17 protein-coding genes are annotated in these 24,309 nt (G+C 61.7%); 8 read left to right on the forward strand and 9 right to left on the reverse strand.

Going from position 1 to position 24,309, the window contains the following annotated elements; genetic code table 11:
* Positions 1 to 50 precede the first annotated feature (50 nt).
* Complete coding sequence (locus tag QOS90_RS02405; protein ID WP_085272253.1) at positions 51 to 4,724, forward strand: dermonecrotic toxin domain-containing protein; 4,674 nt, start codon at positions 51 to 53, stop codon at positions 4,722 to 4,724.
* Between the two features lie 5 nt (positions 4,725 to 4,729).
* Here the strand turns inward: QOS90_RS02405 and QOS90_RS02410 are convergent, their stop codons facing one another.
* From QOS90_RS02410 to gpmI, 4 genes are all read right to left on the reverse strand, one after another.
* Positions 4,730 to 5,497, reverse strand: a complete 768-nt coding sequence (locus QOS90_RS02410; RefSeq protein ID WP_027592375.1) for a divergent polysaccharide deacetylase family protein — start codon at positions 5,495 to 5,497, stop codon at positions 4,730 to 4,732.
* Between the two features lie 8 nt (positions 5,498 to 5,505).
* The gene (locus QOS90_RS02415; protein ID WP_027592376.1) at positions 5,506 to 6,822 is read right to left on the reverse strand and encodes a S41 family peptidase; all 1,317 of its coding nucleotides are present in this window, start codon (positions 6,820 to 6,822) and stop codon (positions 5,506 to 5,508) included.
* Positions 6,823 to 6,924: 102 nt separating this feature from the next.
* A complete protein-coding gene (locus QOS90_RS02420; RefSeq protein WP_027592377.1) occupies positions 6,925 to 8,229 on the reverse strand; it encodes a murein hydrolase activator EnvC family protein in 1,305 nt (434 codons plus the stop codon).
* Positions 8,230 to 8,435: 206 nt separating this feature from the next.
* On the reverse strand, positions 8,436 to 9,971 hold the full coding sequence (gene gpmI / locus QOS90_RS02425) for a 2,3-bisphosphoglycerate-independent phosphoglycerate mutase (RefSeq protein ID WP_027592378.1): 1,536 nt from the start codon (positions 9,969 to 9,971) through the stop codon (positions 8,436 to 8,438).
* A 206-nt stretch (positions 9,972 to 10,177) separates the two neighbouring features.
* On the opposite strand from gpmI, the gene QOS90_RS02430 reads away from it, so the two are divergent.
* From QOS90_RS02430 to secB, 3 genes are read left to right on the forward strand one after another with little or no spacing between them, the layout of a single operon-like run.
* Positions 10,178 to 10,591 carry a rhodanese-like domain-containing protein gene (locus QOS90_RS02430; RefSeq protein WP_027592379.1) on the forward strand — a complete coding sequence of 138 codons (414 nt, stop codon included), beginning with the start codon at positions 10,178 to 10,180 and terminating at the stop codon, positions 10,589 to 10,591.
* Between the two features lies 1 nt (position 10,592).
* The gene (gene grxC, locus QOS90_RS02435) at positions 10,593 to 10,847 is read left to right on the forward strand and encodes a glutaredoxin 3 (RefSeq protein ID WP_003249204.1); all 255 of its coding nucleotides are present in this window, start codon (positions 10,593 to 10,595) and stop codon (positions 10,845 to 10,847) included.
* A gap of 39 nt (positions 10,848 to 10,886) precedes the next feature.
* Entirely contained in the window at positions 10,887 to 11,372 is a 486-nt protein-coding gene (secB, locus tag QOS90_RS02440) for a protein-export chaperone SecB (RefSeq protein WP_027592380.1), read from the forward strand.
* An 85-nt stretch (positions 11,373 to 11,457) separates the two neighbouring features.
* Here the strand turns inward: secB and trmL are convergent, their stop codons facing one another.
* Entirely contained in the window at positions 11,458 to 11,919 is a 462-nt protein-coding gene (gene trmL, locus QOS90_RS02445; protein ID WP_027592381.1) for a tRNA (uridine(34)/cytosine(34)/5-carboxymethylaminomethyluridine(34)-2'-O)-methyltransferase TrmL, read from the reverse strand.
* On the opposite strand from trmL, the gene QOS90_RS02450 reads away from it, so the two are divergent.
* Positions 11,918 to 12,355, forward strand: coding sequence for a hypothetical protein (locus QOS90_RS02450; RefSeq protein ID WP_027592382.1), 438 nt, complete (start codon positions 11,918 to 11,920; stop codon positions 12,353 to 12,355). The two genes, trmL and QOS90_RS02450, sit on opposite strands and share 2 nt — an antisense overlap.
* A gap of 300 nt (positions 12,356 to 12,655) precedes the next feature.
* Here QOS90_RS02450 and ntrC read toward each other — a convergent pair whose 3' ends face one another.
* The 3 genes from ntrC to glnA all read right to left on the reverse strand — a co-directional run bounded on the left by ntrC (position 12,656) and on the right by glnA (position 16,923).
* Positions 12,656 to 14,092, reverse strand: coding sequence for a nitrogen regulation protein NR(I) (ntrC, locus tag QOS90_RS02455; protein ID WP_027592383.1), 1,437 nt, complete (start codon positions 14,090 to 14,092; stop codon positions 12,656 to 12,658).
* Positions 14,089 to 15,174, reverse strand: coding sequence for a nitrogen regulation protein NR(II) (gene glnL, locus QOS90_RS02460; RefSeq protein WP_027592384.1), 1,086 nt, complete (start codon positions 15,172 to 15,174; stop codon positions 14,089 to 14,091). Before glnL ends, ntrC begins: the two co-directional genes overlap by 4 nt.
* A gap of 342 nt (positions 15,175 to 15,516) precedes the next feature.
* Entirely contained in the window at positions 15,517 to 16,923 is a 1,407-nt protein-coding gene (gene glnA, locus QOS90_RS02465) for a type I glutamate--ammonia ligase (protein WP_008095432.1), read from the reverse strand.
* A gap of 491 nt (positions 16,924 to 17,414) precedes the next feature.
* Here glnA and thiI point away from each other — a divergent pair, with 491 nt between their 5' ends.
* Positions 17,415 to 18,869 carry a tRNA uracil 4-sulfurtransferase ThiI gene (gene thiI, locus QOS90_RS02470; RefSeq protein WP_027592385.1) on the forward strand — a complete coding sequence of 485 codons (1,455 nt, stop codon included), beginning with the start codon at positions 17,415 to 17,417 and terminating at the stop codon, positions 18,867 to 18,869.
* Between the two features lie 128 nt (positions 18,870 to 18,997).
* Positions 18,998 to 20,821, forward strand: coding sequence for a translational GTPase TypA (gene typA, locus QOS90_RS02475; protein WP_027592386.1), 1,824 nt, complete (start codon positions 18,998 to 19,000; stop codon positions 20,819 to 20,821).
* Between the two features lie 193 nt (positions 20,822 to 21,014).
* Here typA and QOS90_RS02480 read toward each other — a convergent pair whose 3' ends face one another.
* A complete protein-coding gene (locus QOS90_RS02480; RefSeq protein WP_016712459.1) occupies positions 21,015 to 21,419 on the reverse strand; it encodes a YkgJ family cysteine cluster protein in 405 nt (134 codons plus the stop codon).
* A gap of 198 nt (positions 21,420 to 21,617) precedes the next feature.
* On the opposite strand from QOS90_RS02480, the gene QOS90_RS02485 reads away from it, so the two are divergent.
* A complete protein-coding gene (locus QOS90_RS02485; RefSeq protein WP_027592387.1) occupies positions 21,618 to 24,068 on the forward strand; it encodes a glycogen/starch/alpha-glucan phosphorylase in 2,451 nt (816 codons plus the stop codon).
* Positions 24,069 to 24,309: the final 241 nt, after the last annotated feature.

Below are 24,309 nucleotides of genomic sequence, written 5' to 3' on the forward strand. Positions count from 1 at the left end.
GCAGAGCGCGCGCGACAGGCTTCCAGCTCATTTACCTGGAGTGCCTTCGTATGACCCCCTCGGACGCATCGACATTCGATTTCAAGCGAGCCGCTGCCCGGCAGTTCGCCGCCCGTCCCACGCTACGCCAGGTCGTCAGCGACCAATTGCTCACGTTATTGCTGGCAGAGCTGCCATGGCTGGCCTCGGTACAGCCTGCATTGCTGTCTGCCGATGCGCTCACACTGGACAGCCCGGACCCGTCCACGCCCTACTGGTCCACTCAGCCGTTGGTCGATCGCGTACTGCAGGCCATGCTCGAGTCGCGTTTTCTTGATTTGGAGCCTGTCGAAGGCCGCCATCATAACCTCGGCCTTGTTGATCCTCACCGCTTCGCCGGCTCAGACAACGTGCTCGACACCCGCCAACTCAGCGGCCTGAGCGAACCGCTCAATGACCTGATCGAGCAACTGCCGCAGCTTTTTTGCCAAGCGCAGCTTGGCTTTTGGGCGAGTACCGGGAGTACCGGCGCAAGCCGTGATCATTGGCTGCAGTTGCTGTTGAGCACGGCCCTGTTGCGCGGCCTGCCCTTGCAAGGCCTGGACGCCCAGGAGCAGGCCTGCATCCGCGGCCTGATCCGCGGCGGTGCCGACCAGCCCACGGCGAGCTTCGTGCAGGTCCAACTGACCCAGGGTCTGCGTGAATCGGAACAATGGCTTAGCCATTTGCTGGTGACAGGTGAGTGGGATGAGCGGCAGGTGGTGCTCTGGTGCGCGCCATCTGGCAAGGTGCGCGGCTTTGCCTCGCTGGCCGCTTTCGCCTTAGCCCTGCGTGATGACCTGGCGCAGCGCTACAGCTTCGATGCCCTGTCCTGGCGGCGTTATCCGGTTGAGGGCAATGTATTCGCACAGCAGGTGTCGGCGTTGCTGGAAACGCTGTTCACTCAGGTGGACAGGGTGAGCTACCGCCGCCTGGAAGATGTCGCCGCGCTGGAGCAACTGTTCGCCCAGATCAGTGACCCTGCGCAGTGGTTCGACAGCTACCCGGACGATACCCCGGCGGTCAGGCCCCCACCGGCTTTGTCGACCAGCTCTGGAAGCGATAGCGTGGCCTACCGTGCGGGTTTGTTGCAGCTTGCAGTCGATCAGCTCGACGCCGAAGGGGTGGCTGCTATGGACGGCATCCTGAGCCTTAAGGATTACACCCGCCAGCGGCTCACTGAACAAATGCAATCCGCTCACGCGCAGGCTATCTCCCCGGATGACCTGCTGATCGAATTCTTCGTGGCGTTGGGTATTCCCGGAGGCGCAGGAACGGGCGCAGGCGGTGGCGAGCCGGTGGCGCTCGAAGGCAGCAAGACGCTGACGGAGTTCGCCATTGGCAACCTCGGAACGCTCAGCAATGCCTCGATCCGGCGCATTCGGCGCGCCGACGGTTCTGCTGCCCCAGCCTGGCTGGATGCCGATGCTGCCAGTCGATTGGTGAGCCAGGTTGATGTCGGTGGCAACTATCCCGCCTATGTCGCCCGTCAACTGGACGACCCGTTGCAGCGTGCACAGCGCGTCCGGCGCTTTGCCCGGGAGTGGCGCAACGCCCTGCGTTTCAGCGCATTGAGCGCCAAGCTTGATGGCAAGATCACGGAAGCTGGGCTGCAATGCGTCGTTGATTTCTGTGCAGGCCATTTCGACCCGCAAACACCCCGTATGACCCTGATGCCGCTGACCTTCCGACGCCAACCGCATTCCCGCCAACAGGACCTCGTTCGCGGCATGTATGTGCTGTTCTGTGCCAAGCCTGAGCTGGTGCTGCTGTACCGGCCTTTATACCCGCAGGACACCCTTCGTGAGTATTCAACCCTGGCCGCGTTACTCGCTCACATCCAGGAGTCCACGCTGCTGCAAGCGAGTATTTTGGACTGGCTGAACCCGCAGGTCCGCCATATTTACGACCATGGCGGGTTCCATGAACCGCACGTCTCCAGTATTGGCATCGACCCGTCCAGCCTGCCCGAGCGCCCTGAGCCGCCCGTTATCGAGCCGGTCCTCTGGGCCACCGCTATCAACGAAAGGTTGTACAACGCCAACCGTGATCTGCTTATCGAATTAGCGGACATGCAATCCACCTCGAATGCCGAGCGGCGTTGGGAAACCCTGTCCCAAGGCGCCTGGCTGCTGTTCGATGTGGTGTCGTTGGCGCTGCGTGGCCCGGTGGCCAGTGTGGTGTGGCTGGTGCAACTGATCACCTCGCTTGAGAATGACCTGCTGGCGCTTGAGCAGGGCGGCGAGTTCGACCGGCCCGCCGCTGTTTCAGATCTGTTGCTGAACTTGAGCATGGTATTGCTGCATGCGCGGCAGCCGGCTCCGCACGCTGCCACGATCGGAACATCTCCCGATGTTTCGGCGTTCGATGGGCCCGCCCGGCAGCGAGGGGCTTTTGCCGAGGTCTCGGTGGCCCCCTCTGACGGAGGGGCTGCGGGAATCGGTGAGCTGGCAGCATTGCCGCAACGCCGGTTGGATCTCTCATGGCGTGGCAACCAAGGGTTCAATTGGCTTGCGCCTGAGCAGCGGCATGCGCTGCGCGCCATGCGTACGGGTGTATTGCTGCCCGACTCGGCATTGCAGGTCACGGGCGAGACCGCAGGCCTGTATCAAGTCGATGGGCGTCTGTACGCGACCATGGACGCCGATGTTTATCAGGTGGCAGTGTTCAACGGCAGTGTAAGGGTGGTCGATGGCAAGGGCGGCTACGGCCCATGGTTAAACTATGTACAAGGCGTTTGGCGTATCGATGGTTCGCTTCGTCTCGCTGGCGGGATGAGGCGGAACACACGCGAGAACATCGCCGACCGCTTCCACAAGCTCCACGCTACTGTTGCCAAACTAAATGCGCAGGTCAGAGCAGCGACGCTCCGCTTTGCCGAGGCCGGCTTCAGCATTCCGGTTTTGCGAGAAAAGGTCACAAAGCTGGGTGAATTGTTGGAAACAGAGCGGGCCAAGCTGGCGTTGGCCACCACAGACAGCGAGCAGGTCGCGCCCAGGGAAATGATTGGCAGGTACGAAGCGCGTCAAGCCGAATGGGATGCACAAATTCGTAGCAGGCGCATTGAAGCGGTAAAGCAGGTTGAAGAGGTCGTTCGGGACTGCCAGGAGATTCTTCGCACGATCGAGACCATGTTTGAACCCAAATATGCCCGCGAACGGCAAGCGGGGGTGGAAGCAGGCCTGACAGAGCAGCGGCGTGAGGTTCAGCTCAGCCTGATACGTAACAGCGATTTCATCCTCAATGAGCTATGGGATTTGGCGGATTACCCGGAGCTGGCCGGTATGCAGCAGCGCCTCAATGGGCAGCCTGGGCAAAAAGTGCTTGAAGCCTATCAGGCTTATCGCCGCAAGCTCGAGGGCGTCGTGGCGCTTCAGGATCGCATGCTGGCTGCACTCGAACATCTCGACGAGCTATTGGTCGAGGTACCAGGCGAGGTGATCATCAGCAATGACTCCGGACCTGAAAGCCGCAGCGTTGATTCATTTATTGCCAACCGTACGTTCAGCACGGTTCAGTTCCGCTTCCATCAGGTGTTGAACCTAGCCGATTTGGCTTTACACCTGGATAGCATTGATGGTCAGCGCACACTCAATGTATTCCGGGAGGAGCTGTCGGGGCTGTCACTGCGTAACGCGGCGGGTGCTCATGGTGAACTCGACTTCGCCAACCTGCCGCTCGAAGACCGCATCACCATCTTGCAGGAGGCATGGGACGAATACGCAGCTGCCCTGGTGAACTGCTTGCGAATTCGCGAAACGGGTGGGGCATTGATCGAAGTTTCGATGCTGGACCGCTACCGGACGGAGTTGGAGAAGCTCAAGCGTGATGCAGGGCGTCGGCTGGTCGCGTTGATCAAGGAGCAGGAGGGTGCCCGTGCGCCAGACGCGCGCTTGCCCTACATCATCTCAAGCGAGCCGCAGCGGGTGGTGCGTAACGCGGAAGGGCAGATTCTGATCGGCAAGAAAGAGCTCGATGCCGATGGTCAGGCGGTGTATCAGGTGCGTGATCCGTTCAATAACTCGGTGTTGGCCACCTTTGACTGGAGGGACGGCCAATGGCATGAGCGAAGCCGTGAGCCAGCGGCGGTCGACCCCGAAATTGCCGCAACTGATACGGCGTTTCGGGTGCAGGCGCTGCTGGACGAGAACGATCAGCTTCTGTTGAAGGCCGACGAATACGTGGTGAATGACCTTAAAGGCACGTTGCTTGCGCGCCTGTTTGATCTTCAGATAGACAAGCTGGGGCAGGCGGCAACGATATTGGGCGAGGAGGGCGCCAACGCCGCCCTCATAAGACGCCTGGAGGTTGCCTCGGACCAGATGCGGTCGCAAAAAAACCTCAAGCTGACCATGCTGTACACCGACACGCGCTACCCCAGCGCCGAAGCGTTACGTTTTCTGCATGAACAGAACCTGATCAAGGTGGAGTACGTCGCCCCGCGTCAGGTCATGGCCAATGGCAGCACCTTCGACGAGTACAAGATCATGCGTCTGGCGCAGCCGGGTGCCGCATCAGGCCGGCCGTTGTGGGCCGCACACTTCCACATGCCTGCCGCCGACGCGCTGGCGCGTGACTTCACCTTGGGCCATTTGAAAACCTGGAGTCAGCGTCGCTTGAGTGGGCGCGAGGTAGGCTCAACCCAGCGGGTGCATAGAGGCAAACTCACCCTGGAACAGGCGCGCGGCATCATCCCGTTCGATTGAGGCGTTCAGCGGTTGCTGTACCGGCCATGTTTGCCGTGGGCAGGCATGGCCTGGTTGCCACGCTCGGCAATCATCTGTTTGAGCCCGATCAGCTCAACGCCCTGGCTTCTCAGGCGCGGGATTTCCCGTGCCAGCACTTCGAGGGTCTGCGGGTAGGGGTGGCCGATCAACACGGCCGAGCCTTGCTTGCGGGCCATCGCGACACCCAGTTGCAGTTGCCCGGCAATGGCTTCGGGGGTGCGCACGTCATCCAGAAACACATCCCGCGACACGTGTGCCACATCCTGTGCCTGAGCTTCGGCGGCGGCCACCGTGGCGGCACTGGTGCGGCTGTCGACGAAGAACAAGTGGCGGCGCTGCAGTTCGCCCATCAGCCAGGTCATGGCTTCGCGTTGGGCGGTCATGCGGCTGCCCATGTGGTTGTTGATGCCGGCCGCGTACGGCACCTTGGCCAAGGCCGCGTCGAGCCGGCTGGCCAGTTCGGGCAGCGGTAGCCCGGGGTGCCAGGCATAGGGGCCGGTAGCCGGGTCCATGGGCATGTGCAGGATCACCGTCTTGTGGGCTTTGTGTGCCTGGCGGGCGAAATCGCTGGCGTGCGGGGTGTCGGGCATGATTGCCAGGGTGACCGGGCCGGGCAGGGCGAGCGTGCGGCTGTCACGCTCGGTGCTCTGGCCCAGGTCGTCGATGATGATGCTCATGTAGGCCTTGCTGGCCGGCGCCGCTTGGGCGACGCCAACTAACAGGCAGCACAACAGACACAGCAGATACCGCATGGGCGCGATCATTTACCCGAGGTGATGTTCAAGCCCTTGAGCAGGCTCAGGGCCTGGCTCAGCTGGAAGTCATCATCCTGCGGCCGTTCCTTGCGCTTGCTGCTGCCGGTCGGGCGCTCGGCGCCGCCGTTGCCGTTGCCCAGGTGGCCCTGCAGGTCGGCTTCCTTGAAGTTGTCGGTATCGATTTCGGCAGTGAGTTTGGCCGGGCGCACTTCGATGTCCGGCACGATGCCCTGGGCTTGGATCGAGCGGCCGTTGGGGGTGTAGTACAGCGCGGTGGTGAGCTTCAGGGCGCGGTCGTTGGCCAGCGGCAGCACGGTTTGCACCGAGCCTTTGCCGAAACTGTCGGTGCCCATCAGCACGGCGCGCTTCTGGTCTTGCAGGGCGCCGGCGACGATTTCCGACGCCGAGGCACTGCCGCCGTTGATCAGCACCACCAATGGCACGCCTTCGCTGGCGTCGGCCGGGTCGGCAGAGAAGCGCAGTTCGGAGTTGGCGATACGGCCCTTGGTGTAGACGATCAGGCCCTTGGTCAGGAAGTGGTCGGCCACTTCGACCGCCGACTGCAGCACGCCGCCGGGGTTGTTGCGCAGGTCGAGCACCACCCCGCGCAGCTTCTTGCCGTTGTCCTTGCGCAGCTTGGCCAGGGCCTTGCCCACCTCGTCGCCGGTCTTGACCTGGAACTGGGTGATGCGGATGTAGCCGTAGTCGTTTTCCAGCAGCTGGCTTTTCACGCTCTTGACCTGGATCACCGCGCGGGCGAGGGTCACGTCGAACGGGTTGCCGCCATCGCGGACCAGGGTCAGGGTGATTTTTTCGCCGACCTTGCCGCGCATCTTGTCCACGGCTTCGGTCATGGTCTGGCCGCGGGTCGGGGCGCCGTTGATCTTGACGATCAGGTCACCGGCCTGCACGCCGGCCCGGGAGGCGGGGGTGTCATCGATGGGCGAGACCACCTTGATGAAGCCGTCTTCCTGGCCCACTTCGATACCCAGGCCACCAAATTCGCCGCTGGTGCTCTCTTGCAGCTCCTGGAAGTCCTCGGGGCCGAGGTAGGCCGAGTGCGGGTCAAGGTTGCTGAGCATGCCCTTGATGGCGTTTTCCAGCAGGGTCTTGTCGTCCACCGGCTCAACGTAAGCGGCCTTGATGCGGTCCATGACCTCGGCGAAGGTGCGCAGCTCCTCCAGCGGCAGCGGCGCCTTGGCCGTCACCTCGGTAGCTGGCACCGCTGCTGGCTTGGCCGGCTCTGCGGCAATGGCCAGGGGCGCGCCGACCGCCAGGGCGATGGACAGGGCCAGCTGGGTGAGACGAGGCGAGTGCAGCATGTCGAACGAACTCCTGATCCTGAAGGTGCTCCGTGAGGAGCATCGGCGCAGCATTCAGGCTACGCCGTAAAAAGGTGAACTGGGTTGTTTTTCGGACAAACCCTAGCCTCTGCACCACTGCGACGGGTCGGTAGGCCGGCCCTGCTGGCGGATGGCGAAGTACAAGCCTGCGCTGTCCTGGCCACCGCTGTCACCCACGGTGGAGATGGCTTCGCCGGCCTTGACGATGTCACCGGCGCTCTTGAGCAGGCTCTGGTTGTGGCCGTACAGGCTCAGGTAACCATTACCATGGTCGAGAATGACCAGAAGTCCAGCACCGCGCAACCAGTCGGCAAACACCACACGGCCGCCGTGTACGGCGCGTACTTGCGTACCTGGGTTGGCGCTGATCATCACCCCGTCCCATTTGGCCCGGGCGTCACTGCCGCGTGCATCGCCGAAGCGTGCCAGCAATCGACCATTGACGGGCCACGGAAGTTTGCCCCGTGCAGCAGAAAAAGCGCCGCCGTAGTTGGCACCATCGCTGGAAACCATCGGGCCCAGGGTGGTGCGGGCCTTTTTTGGCGGCTCGACCGGCTCGCGGGCTTCTTCGCGCGCAGCGGCGGCGGCCAGGGCTTCCTGCTGGCGGCGTTTTTCCGCCTCTTGCTGGGCCAGCAGGGCTTTCTTGCGCGCTTCCTCTGCCTCACGGGCCTGGCGTGCCAGGGTTTCCTCGATGGTCTTGAGTACTTTGCCAAGGTCCGCCTGGTCCTGCTCGCGGGCCTGCAGCTTCTGGTCGCGGTCTTTCATGTCGTTATTGAGCTTGGCCAGTACTTGCTGGCGCTTGCTGCGCTCGGTCTCGAGGGCCTGGCGGCGGCTGTCGAGGTCGGCGCGCTGGGCCAGCAGTTGCTCCTGCTGGCGGGCGATGTCCTGTTCAACGTTGGCCAACTGGCGCAGGGTCTCGTTGAAGGTGCGCAGTTGCTCCAGGCGCGCCTTGCTCAGGTAATCGTAATAGGTGAGGGTGCGGGCGAATTTCTCGGGGTTCTGCTGGTTGAGCAGCAGCTTGAGGTATTCCTCGCGGCCGTTCTGGTAGGCCGAGCGGGCCTGGATGGCAATCAGCCGTTGTTGTTCAACGCGGGCGCTCTGGAGTTTTTTTTTCTCGGTATCAAGGCGCTCCAGCTCGCCCTCGGTCTTTTTTAGTTCTTGTTGCAGGGCCTCCACCTGTTTCTCGAGGTTGCCGATGTCGGTCTCGGTGGACTTGAGGTCTTTCTGCACGCCGGATTTCTCTTCCTGGAGCTTGCCCAGCATCTTTTTGAGCTCGGCGATGTCCTGGCGGGTGGCGTCCAGTTGTTGCTGGGTCTGTGCGCGCTCATCGGCAAATGCCGGGCTGAGCAGGCAAGACAGGGCGAGTAGGATCAGGGCGCGGAGCATGGGGTTGGGCGTACCAGGGATGGAGACTGGCCTAGTATGCCCGCGCGAGCCTGCAAAAAAAACGCCTCGCGGCAGATGCGGCGAGGCGTTTGTCTGGAAACCTTGAATCTGGGGCCGCTTTGCGGCCCATTCGCAGCGCAAGGCTGCTCCTACAGGCGGTGCGCAGGCCATTGTAGGAGCAGCCTTGTGCTGCGAATGAAGGCAACTCAGGCGTCGATCAGGATCGACGTCCCGGTCATTTCCACAGGCTTTTCCAGCCCCAGCAGTTTCAGCATGGTCGGCGCCACGTCGGCCAGCACGCCGCCTTCGCGGACCTTGACCTTGCGCTTGCCCACATAGATGAACGGCACTGGCTCGGTGGTGTGCGCGGTGTGCGCTTGGCCGGTGCAGGCGTCTTCCATTTGCTCGACGTTGCCGTGGTCGGCGGTGATCAGCGCTTCACCGTCGACTTTATCCAGCGCCTCGACGATACGCCCGACACAGGTATCCAGCGCTTCGACGGCCTTGACCGCGGCCTCGAACACGCCCGTGTGGCCGACCATGTCGCCGTTGGCGTAGTTGACGATGATCACGTCGAAACGCTGTTGCTCGATGGCTTCGACGATGCGGTCGGTGACTTCCGGCGCGTTCATTTCCGGTTGCAGGTCGTAGGTGGCGACCTTCGGCGATGGGATCAGGATGCGCTCTTCGCCTTCGAACGGCTCTTCACGGCCGCCCGAGAAGAAGAACGTGACGTGCGCGTACTTTTCGGTCTCGGCGATGCGCAGCTGGGTCTTGCCGTTCTTGGCCAGGTATTCGCCCAGCACGTTGTCCAGGCTGGACGGTGCAAAGGCTGCTGGCGCCGGGATTTTTGCCGAATACTGGGTCAGGCCGATGTAGGCCGCCATCTTCGGCAGGCGCGCACGCGGGAATTCGTTGAAGTCCGGCTCGACGAAGGCACGCGACAGTTCGCGGGCGCGGTCGGCGCGGAAGTTCATGAAGATCACCGCGTCGCCGTCTTCGACCTTGACCGCCTCGCCAATGCGCGTGGCTTTGACGAACTCGTCGTTTTCTTCACGGGCGTAGGCGGCTTCAAGGCCGGCCAGGGCGGTGTCTGCGGTGTAGTCGGCAACGCTGTCGACGATCAGGTTGTAGGCCGCGGCAACGCGGTCCCAACGGTTGTCGCGGTCCATGGCGAAGTAGCGGCCGATGAGGCTGGCGATGCGGCCCTTGCCCAGCTTGGCGAAGGTCTTGTCGAGCAGCTCGATGGACGACTCGGCGCTGCGCGGCGGCGTGTCGCGGCCGTCGAGGAAGGCGTGCAGGTAGATTTTTTCGGCGCCACGCTGTGCGGCCAGTTCGGCCATCGCGATCAGGTGGTCCTGGTGGCTGTGCACGCCGCCGTCGGACAGCAAACCGAGGATGTGCACGGCCTTGCCGGCACCGACGGCCTTGTCTACCGCGCCGGTGAGCACCGGGTTGCTGAAGAACTCGCCATCACGAATAGCCTTGGTGACCCGGGTGAAGTCCTGGTAGACGACGCGGCCGGCACCGAGGTTCATGTGGCCGACTTCGGAGTTGCCCATCTGCCCGTCTGGCAGGCCGACATCCATGCCTGAACCGGAGATCAAGCCATGCGGCTGACTGGCGCGCAGGCGGTCATAGACCGGTGTGTTGGCGGCATAGATGGCGTTGTATTCGGGGCTTTCGCTGTGGCCGAAGCCATCCAGGATGATCAGGACCAGGGGTTTGGGCGTACTCGTCATCAATCAAACTCACGGTTGTTCAAAGATGATAAAGACACGCATTTTAGGGCAAATGCGCCATCAACGGCGAATATTCGTCCCATCCCCCGACCGGCGCAGCCACCGCGCCAGGGCAAAGCTGCTTTTCTGGCCGGCCAGTCGGGCTTTGGTGGTCATGGGGGGCTGTGTATACTGGCCGGCATTTTCAATCGCCTGGAACACCGCTGATGGTTGCTCACCTGATTCAATTCGCGACAGATCACTACATCCTGGTTGCGATCTTCGTTGTTCTGCTGGTCCTGCTGCTCATCAATGAAGTCCGCCGTGGCGGCCAGAGCCTGAGCAATGGCCAGTTGACTGCCCTGGTCAACGCTGACAAGGCCCTGGTCATCGACATCCGCACTGCCAAGGAATATTCCGCGGGCCACATCGTGGGTGCCGTGAACATCCCGCAGGACAAGCTGGTCAGCCGTATGGCCGAGCTGGAAAAGCACAAAGAGAAGACCCTGATCATCGTCGATGCGATGGGCCAGCAGTCCGGCACGCTTTGCCGCGAGCTGCTCAAAGCTGGTTACAACGCCGCCAAGTTGAGCGGTGGCGTTTCCAGCTGGAAAGCCGATAACCTGCCCCTGGTGAAGTGATATGAAGCCCGTCATCGTTTATTCCAGCGACTACTGCCCCTACTGCATGCGCGCCAAATACCTGCTCGAGAGCAAGGGCGTTGCGTTCGAGGAAATCAAGGTCGACGGCAAACCGCAGGTTCGCGCCGAAATGAGCCAGAAGGCCGGCCGTACGTCGGTGCCACAGATCTGGATCGGCAGCACCCATGTCGGTGGATGCGATGACCTCTATGCCCTGGAGCGCGCCGGCAAGCTCGACGCGCTGCTGGCGGCCTGATTTGCACTGCATTCAAAAACATTAGGATAAGGATCTGCCATGACTGACCAACAGACCAACGGCGCAGCTGCCGAAGACAACAGCCCTCAGTTCTCCCTGCAGCGCATCTACGTGCGTGACCTGTCGTTCGAGGCCCCGAAAAGCCCGCAGATCTTCCGTCAGCAGTGGGAGCCGAGCGTTGCCCTGGACCTGAATACCAAGCAGAAAGCCCTGGAAGGCGACTTCCATGAAGTGGTGCTGACCCTGTCGGTGACCGTCAAGAACGGTGACGAAGTGGCCTTCATCGCTGAAGTGCAGCAGGCCGGCATCTTCCTGATCGCCAACCTCGACGCTTCGTCGATGAGCCACACCCTCGGCGCGTTCTGCCCGAACATCCTGTTCCCGTACGCCCGTGAGACCCTGGACAGCCTGGTCACCCGCGGTTCGTTCCCAGCGCTGATGCTGTCGCCGGTCAACTTCGACGCCCTGTACGCGCAAGAGCTGCAGCGTATGCAGGAAGCGGGCGAGACGCCGACCGTTCAGTGATGACGGGCGGTTAGTAAAAAGGCGACCTTCGGGGTCGCCTTTTTATTGCTCTGTTGCCTGGTCCGGCCTCTTCGCGGGCAATGGGTCAGCTTCCGGCAAACCCGTTCTGCCGCCAAGCCTCATACACCGTCACCGCCACGGTATTGGACAGGTTCAGGCTGCGGCACCCCGGCCGCATCGGCAGGCGCAAGCGCTGCTCGGGCGGCAGGCTGTCCAGCACGTCGGCTGGCAAACCGCGGCTTTCGGGGCCAAACAGGAAGGCGTCGCCCGGCTGGTAAGCCACTTCATGGAAGGGGTGCGAGCCCTTGGTGGTGAAGGCGAACAGCCGTGGGTTACCCAGGCTTTCCAGGCATCCGGCCAGGCTCTCGTGGCGCTTGAGCGTGGCATACTCGTGGTAGTCCAGCCCCGCCCTGCGCAGGCGCTTGTCATCCAGTTCGAAGCTGATGGGCTCGATCAGGTGCAGGTGGCAACCGCTGTTGGCGCAGAGGCGAATGATGTTGCCGGTATTCGGCGGAATTTCTGGTTGAAAAAGGATGACGTGAAACATGCACGGCTCCAGGCGTGAAGATGACGAGCATTCTACCCCTGAACCGGACCTGCGTTCGAAGGCCTTCCCACGGGTGATGCTATCGCTGGCCATTGTCGGCCTGATGGTGGGCTTGATGATCGGCCGCCTGACCACCCCCGATGAGCGGGTGCTGGAGCAGGTTGAGGTGGTACAGGACGGGCTCGACCTGTGGTTCAACGAAGAGCCGAAGCTGCATGGCGAGAACGTCGAGGGGACGGTTGCCGTGCTGTTCGAGGCCCAGGGCAAGGCCCAGCGGGGGCAATTGAGCCTGCAGGGCAAACCGGTGGGCTGGCGTGTGCAGAAAAGCGAGGAAGGGCTGTTGCTGACGGTGGTGGCCGCGCGCCCTCTGCACGGCGAGTGGGCTGGTGCAGAGGACGCTGGGCGTTGGCGTGTGCAGGTGAGGCTGCACGAATAAAAGAGGGGATGTCCCGGCCTGCCTGTACCAGGGTCCCCAAAACTTGCGCTACTGCAAATAAAAGAGGGGTTTTCCCGGCCTGCCTGTACCGAGGACCCCGAAACGGGAGATACAGGACTTATTGCAGGGGGCGTGCCAGTTTTGCAAAACCCGGAAACATTGGCTTTCAGGGCTTTCTTGCCAGGTTTTGAGGGTTTTTGTGCCTTCGTGCGGTGCAGAGGGCACAGGATCGGTGCATTGCGGCTGAAATAAAAAGGGCCGCTCTAAAGCGGCCCCCGTATTCAATGATCTGCGTACAACTCAATGGTCTTCGCTGTCGTCTTCATCGCCGCCGGCGACATTCATCCCCAGCTCCTTGATCTTGCGCGTCAAGGTATTGCGCCCCCAGCCCAGCAACAACGCCGCATCCCGACGCCGCCCGGCCGTGTGCTTGAGGGCGGTCTCGATCATGATCCGTTCGAAACTGGGCACCGCACTGTCGAGCAGGTTCGATTGGCCACGGGCCAGCGCCTGGTCCGCCCACTGGCGCAGCGCCTGTTCCCAGTTGGTCACGGGGGCGGCGTCCTGCGGTAGGTTCAGCAGCTCGGGAGGCAAGTCACCGATCAGCACTTCACGGCTGGACGCCATCACGGTGATCCAGCGGCAGGTGTTTTCCATCTGCCGCACGTTGCCCGGCCACGGCAGGTTGCGGATGAACTCTTCGGTTTCCGGCTTCAGCAGTTTTGGCTCCACCGCCAGCTCCTGCGCGGCGCGGGCGAGGAAGTGGCGGGCGAGCGCAGGGATATCTTCGCGGCGGTCGGCCAGGCGCGGAATGTGGATGCGGATCACATTGAGCCGGTGGAACAAGTCCTCGCGGAACTTGCCAGCCTGCACCAACGACTCCAGGTTCTGGTGGGTGGCGGCAATGATGCGCACATCCACCTTGACCGGCACGTGGCCACCCACCCGGTAGAACTCGCCATCGGCCAGCACCCGCAGCAGGCGGGTCTGGGTGTCGGCGGGCATGTCGCCGATCTCGTCGAGGAACAACGTACCGCCGTCGGCCTGCTCGAAGCGACCGCGGCGCAGGTTGGCCGCACCGGTAAAGGCGCCTTTCTCGTGGCCGAACAGCTCGGACTCCATCAGGTCCTTGGGGATGGCTGCCATGTTCAGGGCAATGAACGGTGACGCCGCACGCGGGCTGTGGCGGTGCAACGCATGCGCCACCAGCTCTTTGCCGGTGCCGGACTCACCGTTGATCAGTACCGTGATGTTGGAGTGGCTCAGGCGACCGATGGCGCGGAACACCTCCTGCATCGCCGGCGCTTCGCCGATGATCTCTGGCGTACGGGCCAAAGCTTGTGGCACATCGAGGCCTTGCTGCTCCTGGGCATGCTGGTTGGCGCGCTTGACCAGCGACACTGCCTCGTCCACGTCGAACGGCTTGGGCAGGTACTCGAATGCGCCGCCCTGGTAGGACGCCACGGCACTGTCAAGGTCGGAGTGAGCGGTCATGATGATGACCGGCAGGCGCGGGTGCTGCTCGCGGATCTGGGCCAGCAGGTCAAGGCCGCTGGTGCCCGGCATGCGGATGTCGGAAATGATCACATCCGGTTGCTGGCGGGCCAGGCGGCCCATCACGCCATCAGCGCTGTCGAAGCTCTGGGTGGTCATGCCTTCCTGTTGCAGGGCTTTTTCCAGGACCCAGCGGATGGAGCGATCATCGTCGACGATCCATACGGTTTCACTTCGGCTCATGAGGCGGTGGCTCCTTGTTCCAGAGGCAGGTAAATCGAGAAGGCGGTATGGCCCGCGTGGCTTTCACACTCGATCAGGCCCTGGTGCTGGCTGATGATGTTCTGGGTGATGGCCAGGCCCAGCCCGGTACCGTCCGGGCGCCCGCTGACCATGGGATAGAAAAGCGTGTCTTGCAGTTCCGACGGGATGCCCGGGCCGTTGTCGATGATCTCGACGCGTGCCACCAGGCGGTGGCGCACATGGCCGATGGTGAACTGGCGCAGCGCACGGCTGCGCAGGGTGATGCGGCCCAGGCGCAGTTCGTTCTGCGAGCTGATCGCCTGCATGGCGTTGCGCACGATGTTCAGCACCGCCTGGATCATCTGCTCACGGTCGATCAGCACATCCGGCAGGCTTGGGTCGTAGTCGCGCACCAACGTGATGCAGCCCTGGCTTTCGGCGTCCACCAGGCTGCAGACCCGCTCCAGCACTTCGTGGATGTTAGTCATGGCCAGCGAGGGCAGTTTGTTCGAGCCCAGCATGCGGTCGACCAGGTTGCGCAGGCGGTCGGCCTCTTCGATGATCACGTTGGTGTAGTCGCGCAGGCCTTCTTCAGGCAGCTCGCGGGCCAACAGCTGCGCCGCGCCGCGGATGCCACCGAGCGGGTTCTTGATCTCGTGGGCCAGGCCACGCACCAGCATCTTGGTGGTTTCCTGCTTGCTCAGCTGGGCTTCTTCCTTGGTGATGCGCAGCAGCCGATCGCGCGGGTGCACCTCGAGCAGCAGCAGGGTCTGGCCCTGGTGCAGAATCGGCGTGACGGCGTAGTCGACGGTGATGGTCTGCCCAGTCAGCGAGGTCAGTTGCGCCTCGCGCTTGGTGAACGGGTGCGCCTGTTCCACCGCCTGGCGCAGCGAGCTGAGCGCTTCGGTCGATTCGGTGAACAACTCGCTGATGAACTGCCCATGGCTGCGCTGGCCACTGACGGCCAACAGCATTTCTGCCGCCGGGTTCATGTATTCCAGGCGCAGCTCGGCGTTCAGCAGGAGCGTGGCGGTGGTCAGGTTGTCCAGAAGCAGACGGTGCTGTGCATCGCTGATGGTCATAAGGCGTCGTTGACCTCTTTTGGCGCTTGCCTGGCACTGGGTGGCCAGAGCCGGGCGCGCTGTGGATCCGCTGATGCCAGGAAAATGCAAGAAACAAACCAAAGCTCCGAAAAGAAGCGAGATTTGCCCATAAAGGCCTGTATCTGCGCACTTTCGGATCAGAAACTCTGGATGAAACGTTTCACTTGACCCAGATTGGGGAGCAAATAGGGGCACGGCTGGCAGTTGTGCACCAAGATAGAGCATAGCGGGAGTGGCGAGGGTTCTGCGTGGGCAGAAACAAAAACGGCCTCCCGAAGGAGGCCGTCTTGATCACGTCATCGGCGCCAGGCGCCGATCAGATCAGCAGCTGTAGTACAGCTCGTATTCCAGCGGGTGCACGAAGGTACGGACCTTGATCTCTTCTTCGCTCTTCAGCTCGATGAAGGCATCGATGAAGTCGTCGGAGAACACGCCGCCCTTGGTCAGGAACGCACGGCCTTTATCCAGCTCTTCCAGGGCCTCTTTCAGGCTGCCGCAGACTTGCGGGATGTCTTTCGCCTCTTCAGGCGGCAGGTCGTACAGGTTCTTGTCGGCAGCATCGCCTGGGTGGATCTTGTTCTGGATGCCGTCCAGGCCAGCCATCAGCAGGGCCGCGAAGGCCAGGTACGGGTTGGCCGATGGGTCCGGGAAGCGCGCTTCGATACGGCGGGCTTTCGGGCTGCCGACGTACGGAATACGGATCGAGGCGGAACGGTTGCGCGCCGAGTAGGCCAGCATCACCGGGGCTTCGAAGCCTGGGACCAGACGCTTGTAGGAGTTGGTCGACGGGTTGGTGAAGCCGTTCAGGGCCTTACCGTGCTTGATGATACCGCCGATGAAGTACAGGGCGGTGTCGGACAGGCCGGCATAGCCTTCACCCGAGAAGGTGTTCTTGCCGTCTTTCCAGATCGACATGTGCACGTGCATGCCCGAGCCGTTGTCGCCGTACAGTGGCTTCGGCATGAAGGTGGCGGTACGGCCGTAGGCGTCGGCAACGTTGTGCACGACGTACTTCAGGGCCTGTACTTCGTCAGCCTTCTTCACCAGGGTGTTGAACTTGACGCCGATTTCGTTCTGGCCGGCAGTCGCCACTTCGTGGTGGTGAACTTCAACGGTCTGACCCATTTCTTCCAGTGCGTTGCACATGGCAGTACGGATTTCGTGGTCGTGGTCGAACGGCGGAACTGGGAAGTAGCCGCCTTTGACGCCAGGACGGTGGCCTTTGTTGCCGCCTTCCACGTCAGCGCCAGTCATCCACGAGCCTTGCTCGGAGAAGATCTTGAACATCGAGCCGGAGATGTCCGACTGGAACTTCACTTCGTCGAAGATGAAGAACTCAGGCTCTGGGCCGGCGAATACGGTGTCACCGATGCCGGTGCTCTTCAGGTACTCTTCGGCGCGCTTGGCGATGCCGCGTGGGTCGCGATCGTAGCCCTGCATGCTCGACGGGTCGACGATGTCGCAGGTGATGATCAGGGTTGGCTCTTCGGTGAACGGGTCCAGCACGGCGGTGTCATCGACCGGCATCAGGATCATGTCGGAGGCTTCGATGCCTTTCCAGCCAGCGATGGAGGAACCGTCGAACATCTTGCCGACTTCGAAGAAATCTTCGTCCAGGCCATCACGCGCCGGCATGGTCACGTGGTGCTGAATGCCTTTGGTGTCCGTGAAACGCAGATCAATCCACTTGACGTCATGATCTTTGATGAGTTGAACCGACTTCGACATGTTGTCCTCCGGATGGTCTAGAGCGCGGTGGGCCGCTGCCCTGGAAAAAGGGTGTTGCCGGGCGCGGATAGTCGGCCAAGCTTACCTGCCTCACAAGGGAGCAAATTGCATGCCAGTGCCCGAAAATGGCGAGGGCGGGATAAAAGAGGGCGTTTGCGGGCATCTGGCGACAGGGTAGCGGGGAAAAGTGCACCCTTAAGATGCGGTTTTTAGTATCAGTGCACCAATAGTGTGCACGTGCTTGGTGTTGTGCTTTCTTTGAGGGCCTCTTCGCGGGTGAACCCGCTCCCACAGGGACCGCAGGGATTTCGAAGATTGTGCAATCCCCTGTAGGAGCGGGTTTACCCGCGAAAGGGCCGTAACAGGCGCCACAAAACTCGGCTCCTGCATTTATCTCAAAGCTTCTGATCAAAAGTTGGTCAAATCCTGAGCAATTTCCGATATAATTCGCGCCCCTCATTTTCGGCAGGCCCTGCGCGCGCTGTTAACCAATGAAACTTATCGTCAAAGTCTTCCCAGAAATCACCATCAAGAGCCGGCCGGTGCGCAAGCGCTTCATCCGTCAGCTCGGCAAGAACATCCGCAACGTGCTCAAGGATCTGGATCCTGAGCTCGCGGTCGATGGTGTCTGGGACAATCTCGAAGTGGTCACCCGCGTCGAAGACGAGAAGGTCCAGCGCGAGATGATCGAGCGCCTCACCTGCACGCCGGGTATCACCCACTTCCTGCAGGTCGAGGAATACCCGCTCGGCGACTTCGACGACATCGTCGAGAAGTGCAAGCAGCACTTCGGTCACTTGCTGGCGGGCAAGCACTTCGCCGTACGCTGCAAGCGCGGCGGCCACCACGACTTCACGTCGATGGACGTCGACCGCTACGTCGGCAGCCAGCTGCGTCAGCAGTGCGGCGCCGCCGGCATCGAGCTGAAGAACCCGGAAGTCCTGGTGCGCATCGAAATTCGCAACCAGCGCCTGTACGTGATCCACAACCAGCACCAGGGCATCGGCGGCTATCCGCTGGGCGCCCTGGAGCAAACCCTGGTACTGATGTCCGGTGGCTTCGACTCCACCGTGGCGGCCTACCAGATGATGCGCCGTGGCCTGATGACCCACTTCTGCTTCTTCAACCTCGGCGGCCGTGCCCACGAGCTGGGGGTGATGGAAGTTGCCCACTACCTGTGGAAAAAGTACGGCAGCAGCCAGCGCGTGCTGTTCATCAGCGTGCCGTTCGAAGAAGTGGTCGGCGAGATCCTCAACAAGGTCGACAACAGCTACATGGGCGTGACCCTCAAGCGCATGATGTTGCGCGGCGCCGCCCATATGGCCGACCGCTTGCAGATCGACGCGCTGGTCACCGGCGAGGCAATTTCCCAGGTCTCCAGCCAGACCCTGCCGAACCTGTCGATCATCGACTCGGCGACCGACAAGCTGGTGCTGCGCCCGCTGCTGGCCAGCCACAAGCAGGACATCATCGACCAGGCCACCGAAATCGGCACCGCCGACTTCGCCAAGCACATGCCTGAATACTGCGGCGTGATCTCGGTAAACCCGACCACCCACGCCAAGCGTCACCGCATGGAGCACGAAGAGAAGCAATTCGACATGGCCGTGCTGGAGCGCGCCCTCGAACGCGCCAAGTTCATCTCGATCGACCACGTGATCGATGAGCTGGGCAAGGACGTCGAGGTGGAAGAAGTGCGCGAAGCGCTGCCTGGCCAGATCGTCATCGACATCCGTCACCCCGATGCCCAGGAAGACGAACCCCTGGTGATCGAGGGCATCGAAGTCCAGGTGATGCCATTTTATGCAATTAATAGTCGCTTCAAGCAGCTGGATGAAACACGCCAGTACCTGCTGTATTGCGACAAGGGTGTGATGAGCCGACTGCACGCACACCACCTGCTCAGTGAGGGACATGCCAATGTGCGTGTTTATCGTCCGGCATAAGACGCCAGGGCTGTATGGCGGCAGCATCCGCCATCGCCCTCCCGACCACCGGGCCTGCTGAGCCTTATACCTTACATATTGGTCGCCTAGACTAGGCGGCAACCGAATCCTCTGATCGAGATACACTTGTGATCGAAAATCTGCGTAACATCGCCATCATCGCCCACGTTGACCATGGTAAAACCACGTTGGTCGACAAACTCCTGCGTCAGTCCGGCACTCTGGAGCGTAACGAGCTCAACGACGAGCGCGTCATGGACTCCAACGACCAGGAAAAAGAGCGCGGTATTACCATTCTGGCGAAAAACACCGCCATCAACTGGAACGGCTACCACATCAACATCGTCGACACCCCCGGCCACGCCGACTTCGGTGGCGAGGTTGAGCGTGTAATGTCGATGGTCGACTCCGTGCTGCTGCTGGTCGACGCTCAAGACGGCCCGATGCCGCAAACCCGCTTCGTGACCAAAAAGGCCTTCGAAGCTGGCCTGAAGCCAATCGTTGTCATCAACAAGGTTGACCGCCCGGGCGCGCGTCCTGACTGGGTTCTGGACCAGATCTTCGACCTGTTCGACAACCTCGGTGCCACCGACGAACAGCTGGACTTCAAAGTCGTCTACGCCTCGGCCCTGAACGGCATCGCCGGTCTGGACCACACCGAAATGGGCGAAGACATGACTGCCCTGTACCAGGCTGTCATCGACCACGTTCCAGCGCCAGCTGTTGACCGTGACGGCCCGTTCCAGATGCAGATCTCCGCTCTGGACTACAACAGCTTCCTGGGTGTTATCGGTGTTGGCCGTATTGCCCGTGGTCGCATCAAGCCGAACACCCCGGTTGTTGCCATCGACGCTGACGGCAAGAAGCGTAACGGCCGTATCCTCAAGCTGATGGGCCACCACGGCCTGCACCGCGTCGATGTCGAAGAAGCCCAAGCTGGCGACATCGTCTGCATCAGCGGTTTCGACGAGCTGTTCATCTCCGACACCCTGTGCGACCCGACTGCCGTTGAGGCGATGAAGCCGCTGACCGTTGACGAGCCTACCGTTTCGATGACCTTCCAGGTCAACGACTCGCCGTTCTGCGGCAAGGAAGGCAAGTTCGTCACCAGCCGTAACATCAAGGACCGTCTGGACAAAGAGCTGCTGTACAACGTTGCCCTGCGCGTTGAAGAAACCGACTCCCCAGACAAGTTCAAAGTCTCGGGCCGTGGTGAGCTGCACCTCTCGGTACTGATCGAAACCATGCGTCGCGAAGGCTTCGAGCTGGCCCTGGGCCGCCCAGAAGTGATCATCCGCGAAGTGGACGGCGTGAAGCAGGAACCGTTCGAAAACGTCACCATCGACATCCCTGAAGAAGCCCAGGGCAAGGTCATGGAAGAGATGGGTCTGCGTAAAGGCGACCTGACCAACATGGTTCCGGATGGCAAGGGCCGTGTACGCCTGGAATACAACATCCCGGCGCGTGGTCTGATCGGTTTCCGTAACCAGTTCCTGACCCTGACCAACGGTGCAGGCATCCTGACTTCGATCTTCGATCGCTACGACACCGTGAAGTCCGGCCACATGTCCGGCCGTCAGAACGGCGTACTGGTTTCGGTCGAAACCGGCAAGGCGCTGACCTACTCGCTGGAAACCCTCCAGGCGCGTGGCAAGCTGTTTGTCGAGCACGGTCAAGAGATCTACAACGGTCAGATCATCGGCCAGAACAGCCGCGACAACGACCTGGGCGTCAACCCTACCAAGGGCAAGAAGCTCGACAACATGCGTGCTTCGGGTAAAGACGAAGTCATCGCCCTGGTTCCGCCTGTTCGCTTCACCCTGGAACAGGCTCTGGAATACATCCAGGAAGACGAGCTGTGCGAAGTCACGCCGAAGTCCATCCGTCTTCGCAAGAAGATCCTGGACGAAAGCGAGCGTACCCGCGCTGCCAAGAAAGCCAAGAACAGCTGATTTAGCTGTGGCTGAATGAAAACGCCCCCGGTCGAAAGGCCGGGGGCGTTTTTGTTTGTCTGCAGATTTTGTACTGTCTGTGCTGGCCTCTTCGCGGGTAAACCCGCTCCCACAGGTACTGCGCAGGCATTGAAGGTTGCGCAAACCCTGTGGGAGCGGGTTTACCCGCGAAGAGGCCGGAGCAGGCTATCGGTCAGCGACCAACCACCTTGGGCTTGTAAGCACAATACCCCGGCCGCGGCCCAACCTTGGGGTGGTTGCGGCAGGTGTCCGGACGCTTGTCATAAATGGTGCACAGCCGGCTCTTACGATCCAGGTACATGCAGTCATCGTTGCTCATCCGGGTCAGGGTGAATATGCCTGACTTCTGGTTGAAGCGTTCGATGATGCCTTCCTTCTGCAGGCGTTTGGCCACGTTTTTGGGCGGTTCGTCTTTTTCGAACTCGTCTACCACGCCAATGCGGATCAGATCCTTGATCTTCACCTCCACCGGCAGGGTGCAACAGGTCGAGTGGCAGCCACCGCACATGTGGCTGGCATAGCGCTGCCAAGTCTCCAGGCGGTCGACTTCGGCGGCGGCGATCAGGGTCGTTTTCATCGTTATGGGGGTGAATCACGGGCTTGGGGCGCGCGATGATACCGGAGTTGTTCAATTTGTGAACAACCTTTTGCCCGATTCACGGTGTTGATTCAGTGTTCAGGCATGAAAACTGCGAACAGGAACGGTAAGTCCCTGTCGAAGGGTCTAGTCTCTTCACTCTCCCTCCGTATTCGTCAACTTGCCCGAGGATGCCGCATGTCCCAGGAACCCAAAGCACGTGACGCCGAGGTGGCCGATTTTCGCGCCGCTGTACTGGATAAGCTGACCTACGCGGTCGGCAAGGACCCCGAGCATGCCTTCGACCATGACTGGTTCGAAGCCATTGCCCTGGCCGCGCGTGATCACATGGTCGATCACTGGATGGACCACACCCGTCAGGCCTACCGGCGCAGTCAAAAGCGGGTGTATTACCTTTCTCTGGAATTTCTCATCGGGCGGCTGCTGTACGACAGCCTGAGCAACCTGGGCTTGCTGGACATCGCCCGTGAAGCCCTTGATGGCCTGGATGTCGACCTGGAGCGTATCCGCCTGCTCGAGCCGGATGCGGCGCTGGGCAACGGTGGCCTGGGGCGGCTCGCCGCTTGCTTCATGGAAAGCATGTCGACCCTGGGCATCGCCGCCCACGGCTACGGCATCCGCTACGAGCACGGCCTGTTTCGCCAGGCGGTGGTTGATGGCTGGCAGCAGGAGCAGACCGAAAACTGGCTGGACTTTGGCAACCCCTGGGAGTTCGAACGCGCCGAGGTGATCTACCCGATCAGTTTCGGCGGCAGCGTCGAAACGGTGCAAGACACCCACGGCCAGCAACGGCAAGTGTGGTGGCCTGGCGAGACGGTGCGCGCGGTGGCCTATGACACGCCGGTGGTCGGCTGGCGTGGCGCCAGCGTCAACACCTTGCGCCTGTGGCGTGCCCGGGCGCTGGAAGAGCTGCACCTGGAGCGCTTCAACGCCGGTGACCACCTGGGCGCGGTCGCCGAAGTGGCCCGTGCCGAGAGCATCTCACGCGTTCTCTACCCGGCCGACAGCACCGAAGCTGGCCAGGAACTGCGCCTGCGCCAGGAATACTTCTTCGTTTCGGCCTCGCTGCAGGACCTGCTGCGGCGCCACCTGAACATGCACAAGGACTTGCTCAACCTGCCCGATGCGGCGGCGATCCAGCTCAACGACACGCACCCGTCGATTGCCGTGGCCGAGTTGATGCGCCTGCTGGTCGACCAGCATGAAATCCCGTGGGAAAAGGCCTGGGAGCTGACCGTCGGCACCCTGGCCTACACCAACCACACCCTGCTGCCCGAGGCATTGGAAACTTGGCCGGTGGCGCTGATGGAGCGCATGCTGCCGCGGCACATGCAGATCATCTACTTGATCAACGCCTACCATATCGACGCCCTGCGCGCGAAAGGCCTGCACGACTTCGACGTGCTGCGGGCGGTGTCGTTGATCGAGGAGGAAAACGGCCGCCGGGTACGCATGGGCAACCTGGCGTTTCTGGGGTCGCACAGCGTCAACGGCGTGTCGGCACTGCACAGCAAGTTGATGAAGAGCACGGTGTTCGCCGAGCTGCACAAGCTCTACCCGCAGCGAATCAACAACAAGACCAACGGCATCACGTTCCGGCGTTGGCTGTACCAGTCCAACCCGCAATTGACCGAAATGCTGGTCGAGGCGCTGGGCCCGGAGCTCAAGGACGACCCGGAAGGGTTGCTCGCCAACCTGGTGCCGTTTGCCGACAAGAGCAGCTTCCGCAAGCAGTTCGCCGCCCAGCGCCTGCACAGCAAGCGCGCCCTGGCCAGCATCATCCAGGACCGTATCGGCGTGACGGTCAACCCGGAGGCGCTGTTCGATGTGCAGGTCAAGCGCATCCACGAATACAAGCGCCAACTGCTCAACCTGTTGCACACCGTGGCCTTGTACCAGGCCATACGCAACGACCCGGGCACCAACTGGGTGCCGAGAGTGAAGATTTTCGCCGGCAAGGCTGCGGCCAGCTATCACCAGGCCAAGCTGATCATCAAATTGGCCAACGACATCGCTCGGGTGGTGAACAACGACCCGACCGTGCGCGGCCTGCTCAAGGTGGTGTTCCTGCCCAACTACAACGTCAGCCTGGCCGAGAGCATCATCCCGGCGGCGGACCTGTCCGAGCAGATTTCTACCGCCGGCTATGAAGCATCGGGTACCAGCAACATGAAGTTCGGCCTCAATGGCGCGCTGACCATCGGCACGCTGGACGGTGCCAACGTCGAGATGTGCGAGCACGTGGGGGCCGACAACATGTTCATCTTTGGCCTGACGGCGCAGCAGGTCGAGGCGCGGCGGCGAGCGGGAGACTTTGGCGCCAGTGTGGCGATTGCCGAGTCGAGCCGCTTGAACGACGTGCTTCAGTCGATTCGCAGCGGGGTGTTCTCGCCTGATGATCCCTCGCGCTATACCGGGTTGATCGATGGGCTGGTGGCGTATGACCGCTTCCTGGTGTGCGCCGATTTCGATGCTTACTGGGATGCTCAGCGGCGGGTCGAGGAGCTGTGGCATACGCCGCAGGAATGGTGGCGGATGGCGGTGCTGAACACGGCAAAGATGGGCTGGTTTTCGTCGGACCGGACCATCCGGGAGTATGCGGGGGAGATCTGGAAGGCACTGGATTGAGCATGGGGCCGCGGTGCGGCCCATTCGCGGGGCAAGCCCGCTCCCACAGGATCTGCGTTGCCTTGAAGGCTGCGCAAAACCTGTGGGAGCGGGCTTGCCCGCGAATGAGGCGCACAGCGGCCCCAGTCGACAGCCGGCCTGGCAAAGGCTGAACTACCGACCTATTGTGCCGTCAGACAGCCCAGGCGAGTCTCATCACTCGCTAGCATCGCACTCTCCCTGTAAACTGCGGGGGTTTTTC

The organism is Pseudomonas sp. LAIL14HWK12:I10 (assembly GCF_900184205.1).
Classification (GTDB): Bacteria; Pseudomonadota; Gammaproteobacteria; order Pseudomonadales; family Pseudomonadaceae; genus Aquipseudomonas; species Aquipseudomonas kermanshahensis.

What these genes read in the sequence shown, in the direction of transcription:
- QOS90_RS02415 (WP_027592376.1), bottom strand. Translation starts at nt 6,822, where the DNA reads ATGCTGCACTCGCCTCGTCTCACCCAGCTGGCCCTGTCCATCGCCCTG.
- gpmI (WP_027592378.1), bottom strand. Translation starts at nt 9,971, where the DNA reads ATGACGAGTACGCCCAAACCCCTGGTCCTGATCATCCTGGATGGCTTC.
- QOS90_RS02405 (WP_085272253.1), top strand. Translation starts at nt 51, where the DNA reads ATGACCCCCTCGGACGCATCGACATTCGATTTCAAGCGAGCCGCTGCC.
- glnA (WP_008095432.1), bottom strand. Translation starts at nt 16,923, where the DNA reads ATGTCGAAGTCGGTTCAACTCATCAAAGATCATGACGTCAAGTGGATT.
- glnL (WP_027592384.1), bottom strand. Translation starts at nt 15,174, where the DNA reads ATGACCATCAGCGATGCACAGCACCGTCTGCTTCTGGACAACCTGACC.
- QOS90_RS02450 (WP_027592382.1), top strand. Translation starts at nt 11,918, where the DNA reads ATGCACGGCTCCAGGCGTGAAGATGACGAGCATTCTACCCCTGAACCG.
- QOS90_RS02430 (WP_027592379.1), top strand. Translation starts at nt 10,178, where the DNA reads ATGGTTGCTCACCTGATTCAATTCGCGACAGATCACTACATCCTGGTT.
- thiI (WP_027592385.1), top strand. Translation starts at nt 17,415, where the DNA reads ATGAAACTTATCGTCAAAGTCTTCCCAGAAATCACCATCAAGAGCCGG.
- grxC (WP_003249204.1), top strand. Translation starts at nt 10,593, where the DNA reads ATGAAGCCCGTCATCGTTTATTCCAGCGACTACTGCCCCTACTGCATG.
- secB (WP_027592380.1), top strand. Translation starts at nt 10,887, where the DNA reads ATGACTGACCAACAGACCAACGGCGCAGCTGCCGAAGACAACAGCCCT.
- trmL (WP_027592381.1), bottom strand. Translation starts at nt 11,919, where the DNA reads ATGTTTCACGTCATCCTTTTTCAACCAGAAATTCCGCCGAATACCGGC.
- ntrC (WP_027592383.1), bottom strand. Translation starts at nt 14,092, where the DNA reads ATGAGCCGAAGTGAAACCGTATGGATCGTCGACGATGATCGCTCCATC.
- QOS90_RS02420 (WP_027592377.1), bottom strand. Translation starts at nt 8,229, where the DNA reads ATGCTCCGCGCCCTGATCCTACTCGCCCTGTCTTGCCTGCTCAGCCCG.
- QOS90_RS02410 (WP_027592375.1), bottom strand. Translation starts at nt 5,497, where the DNA reads ATGCGGTATCTGCTGTGTCTGTTGTGCTGCCTGTTAGTTGGCGTCGCC.
- QOS90_RS02485 (WP_027592387.1), top strand. Translation starts at nt 21,618, where the DNA reads ATGTCCCAGGAACCCAAAGCACGTGACGCCGAGGTGGCCGATTTTCGC.
- QOS90_RS02480 (WP_016712459.1), bottom strand. Translation starts at nt 21,419, where the DNA reads ATGAAAACGACCCTGATCGCCGCCGCCGAAGTCGACCGCCTGGAGACT.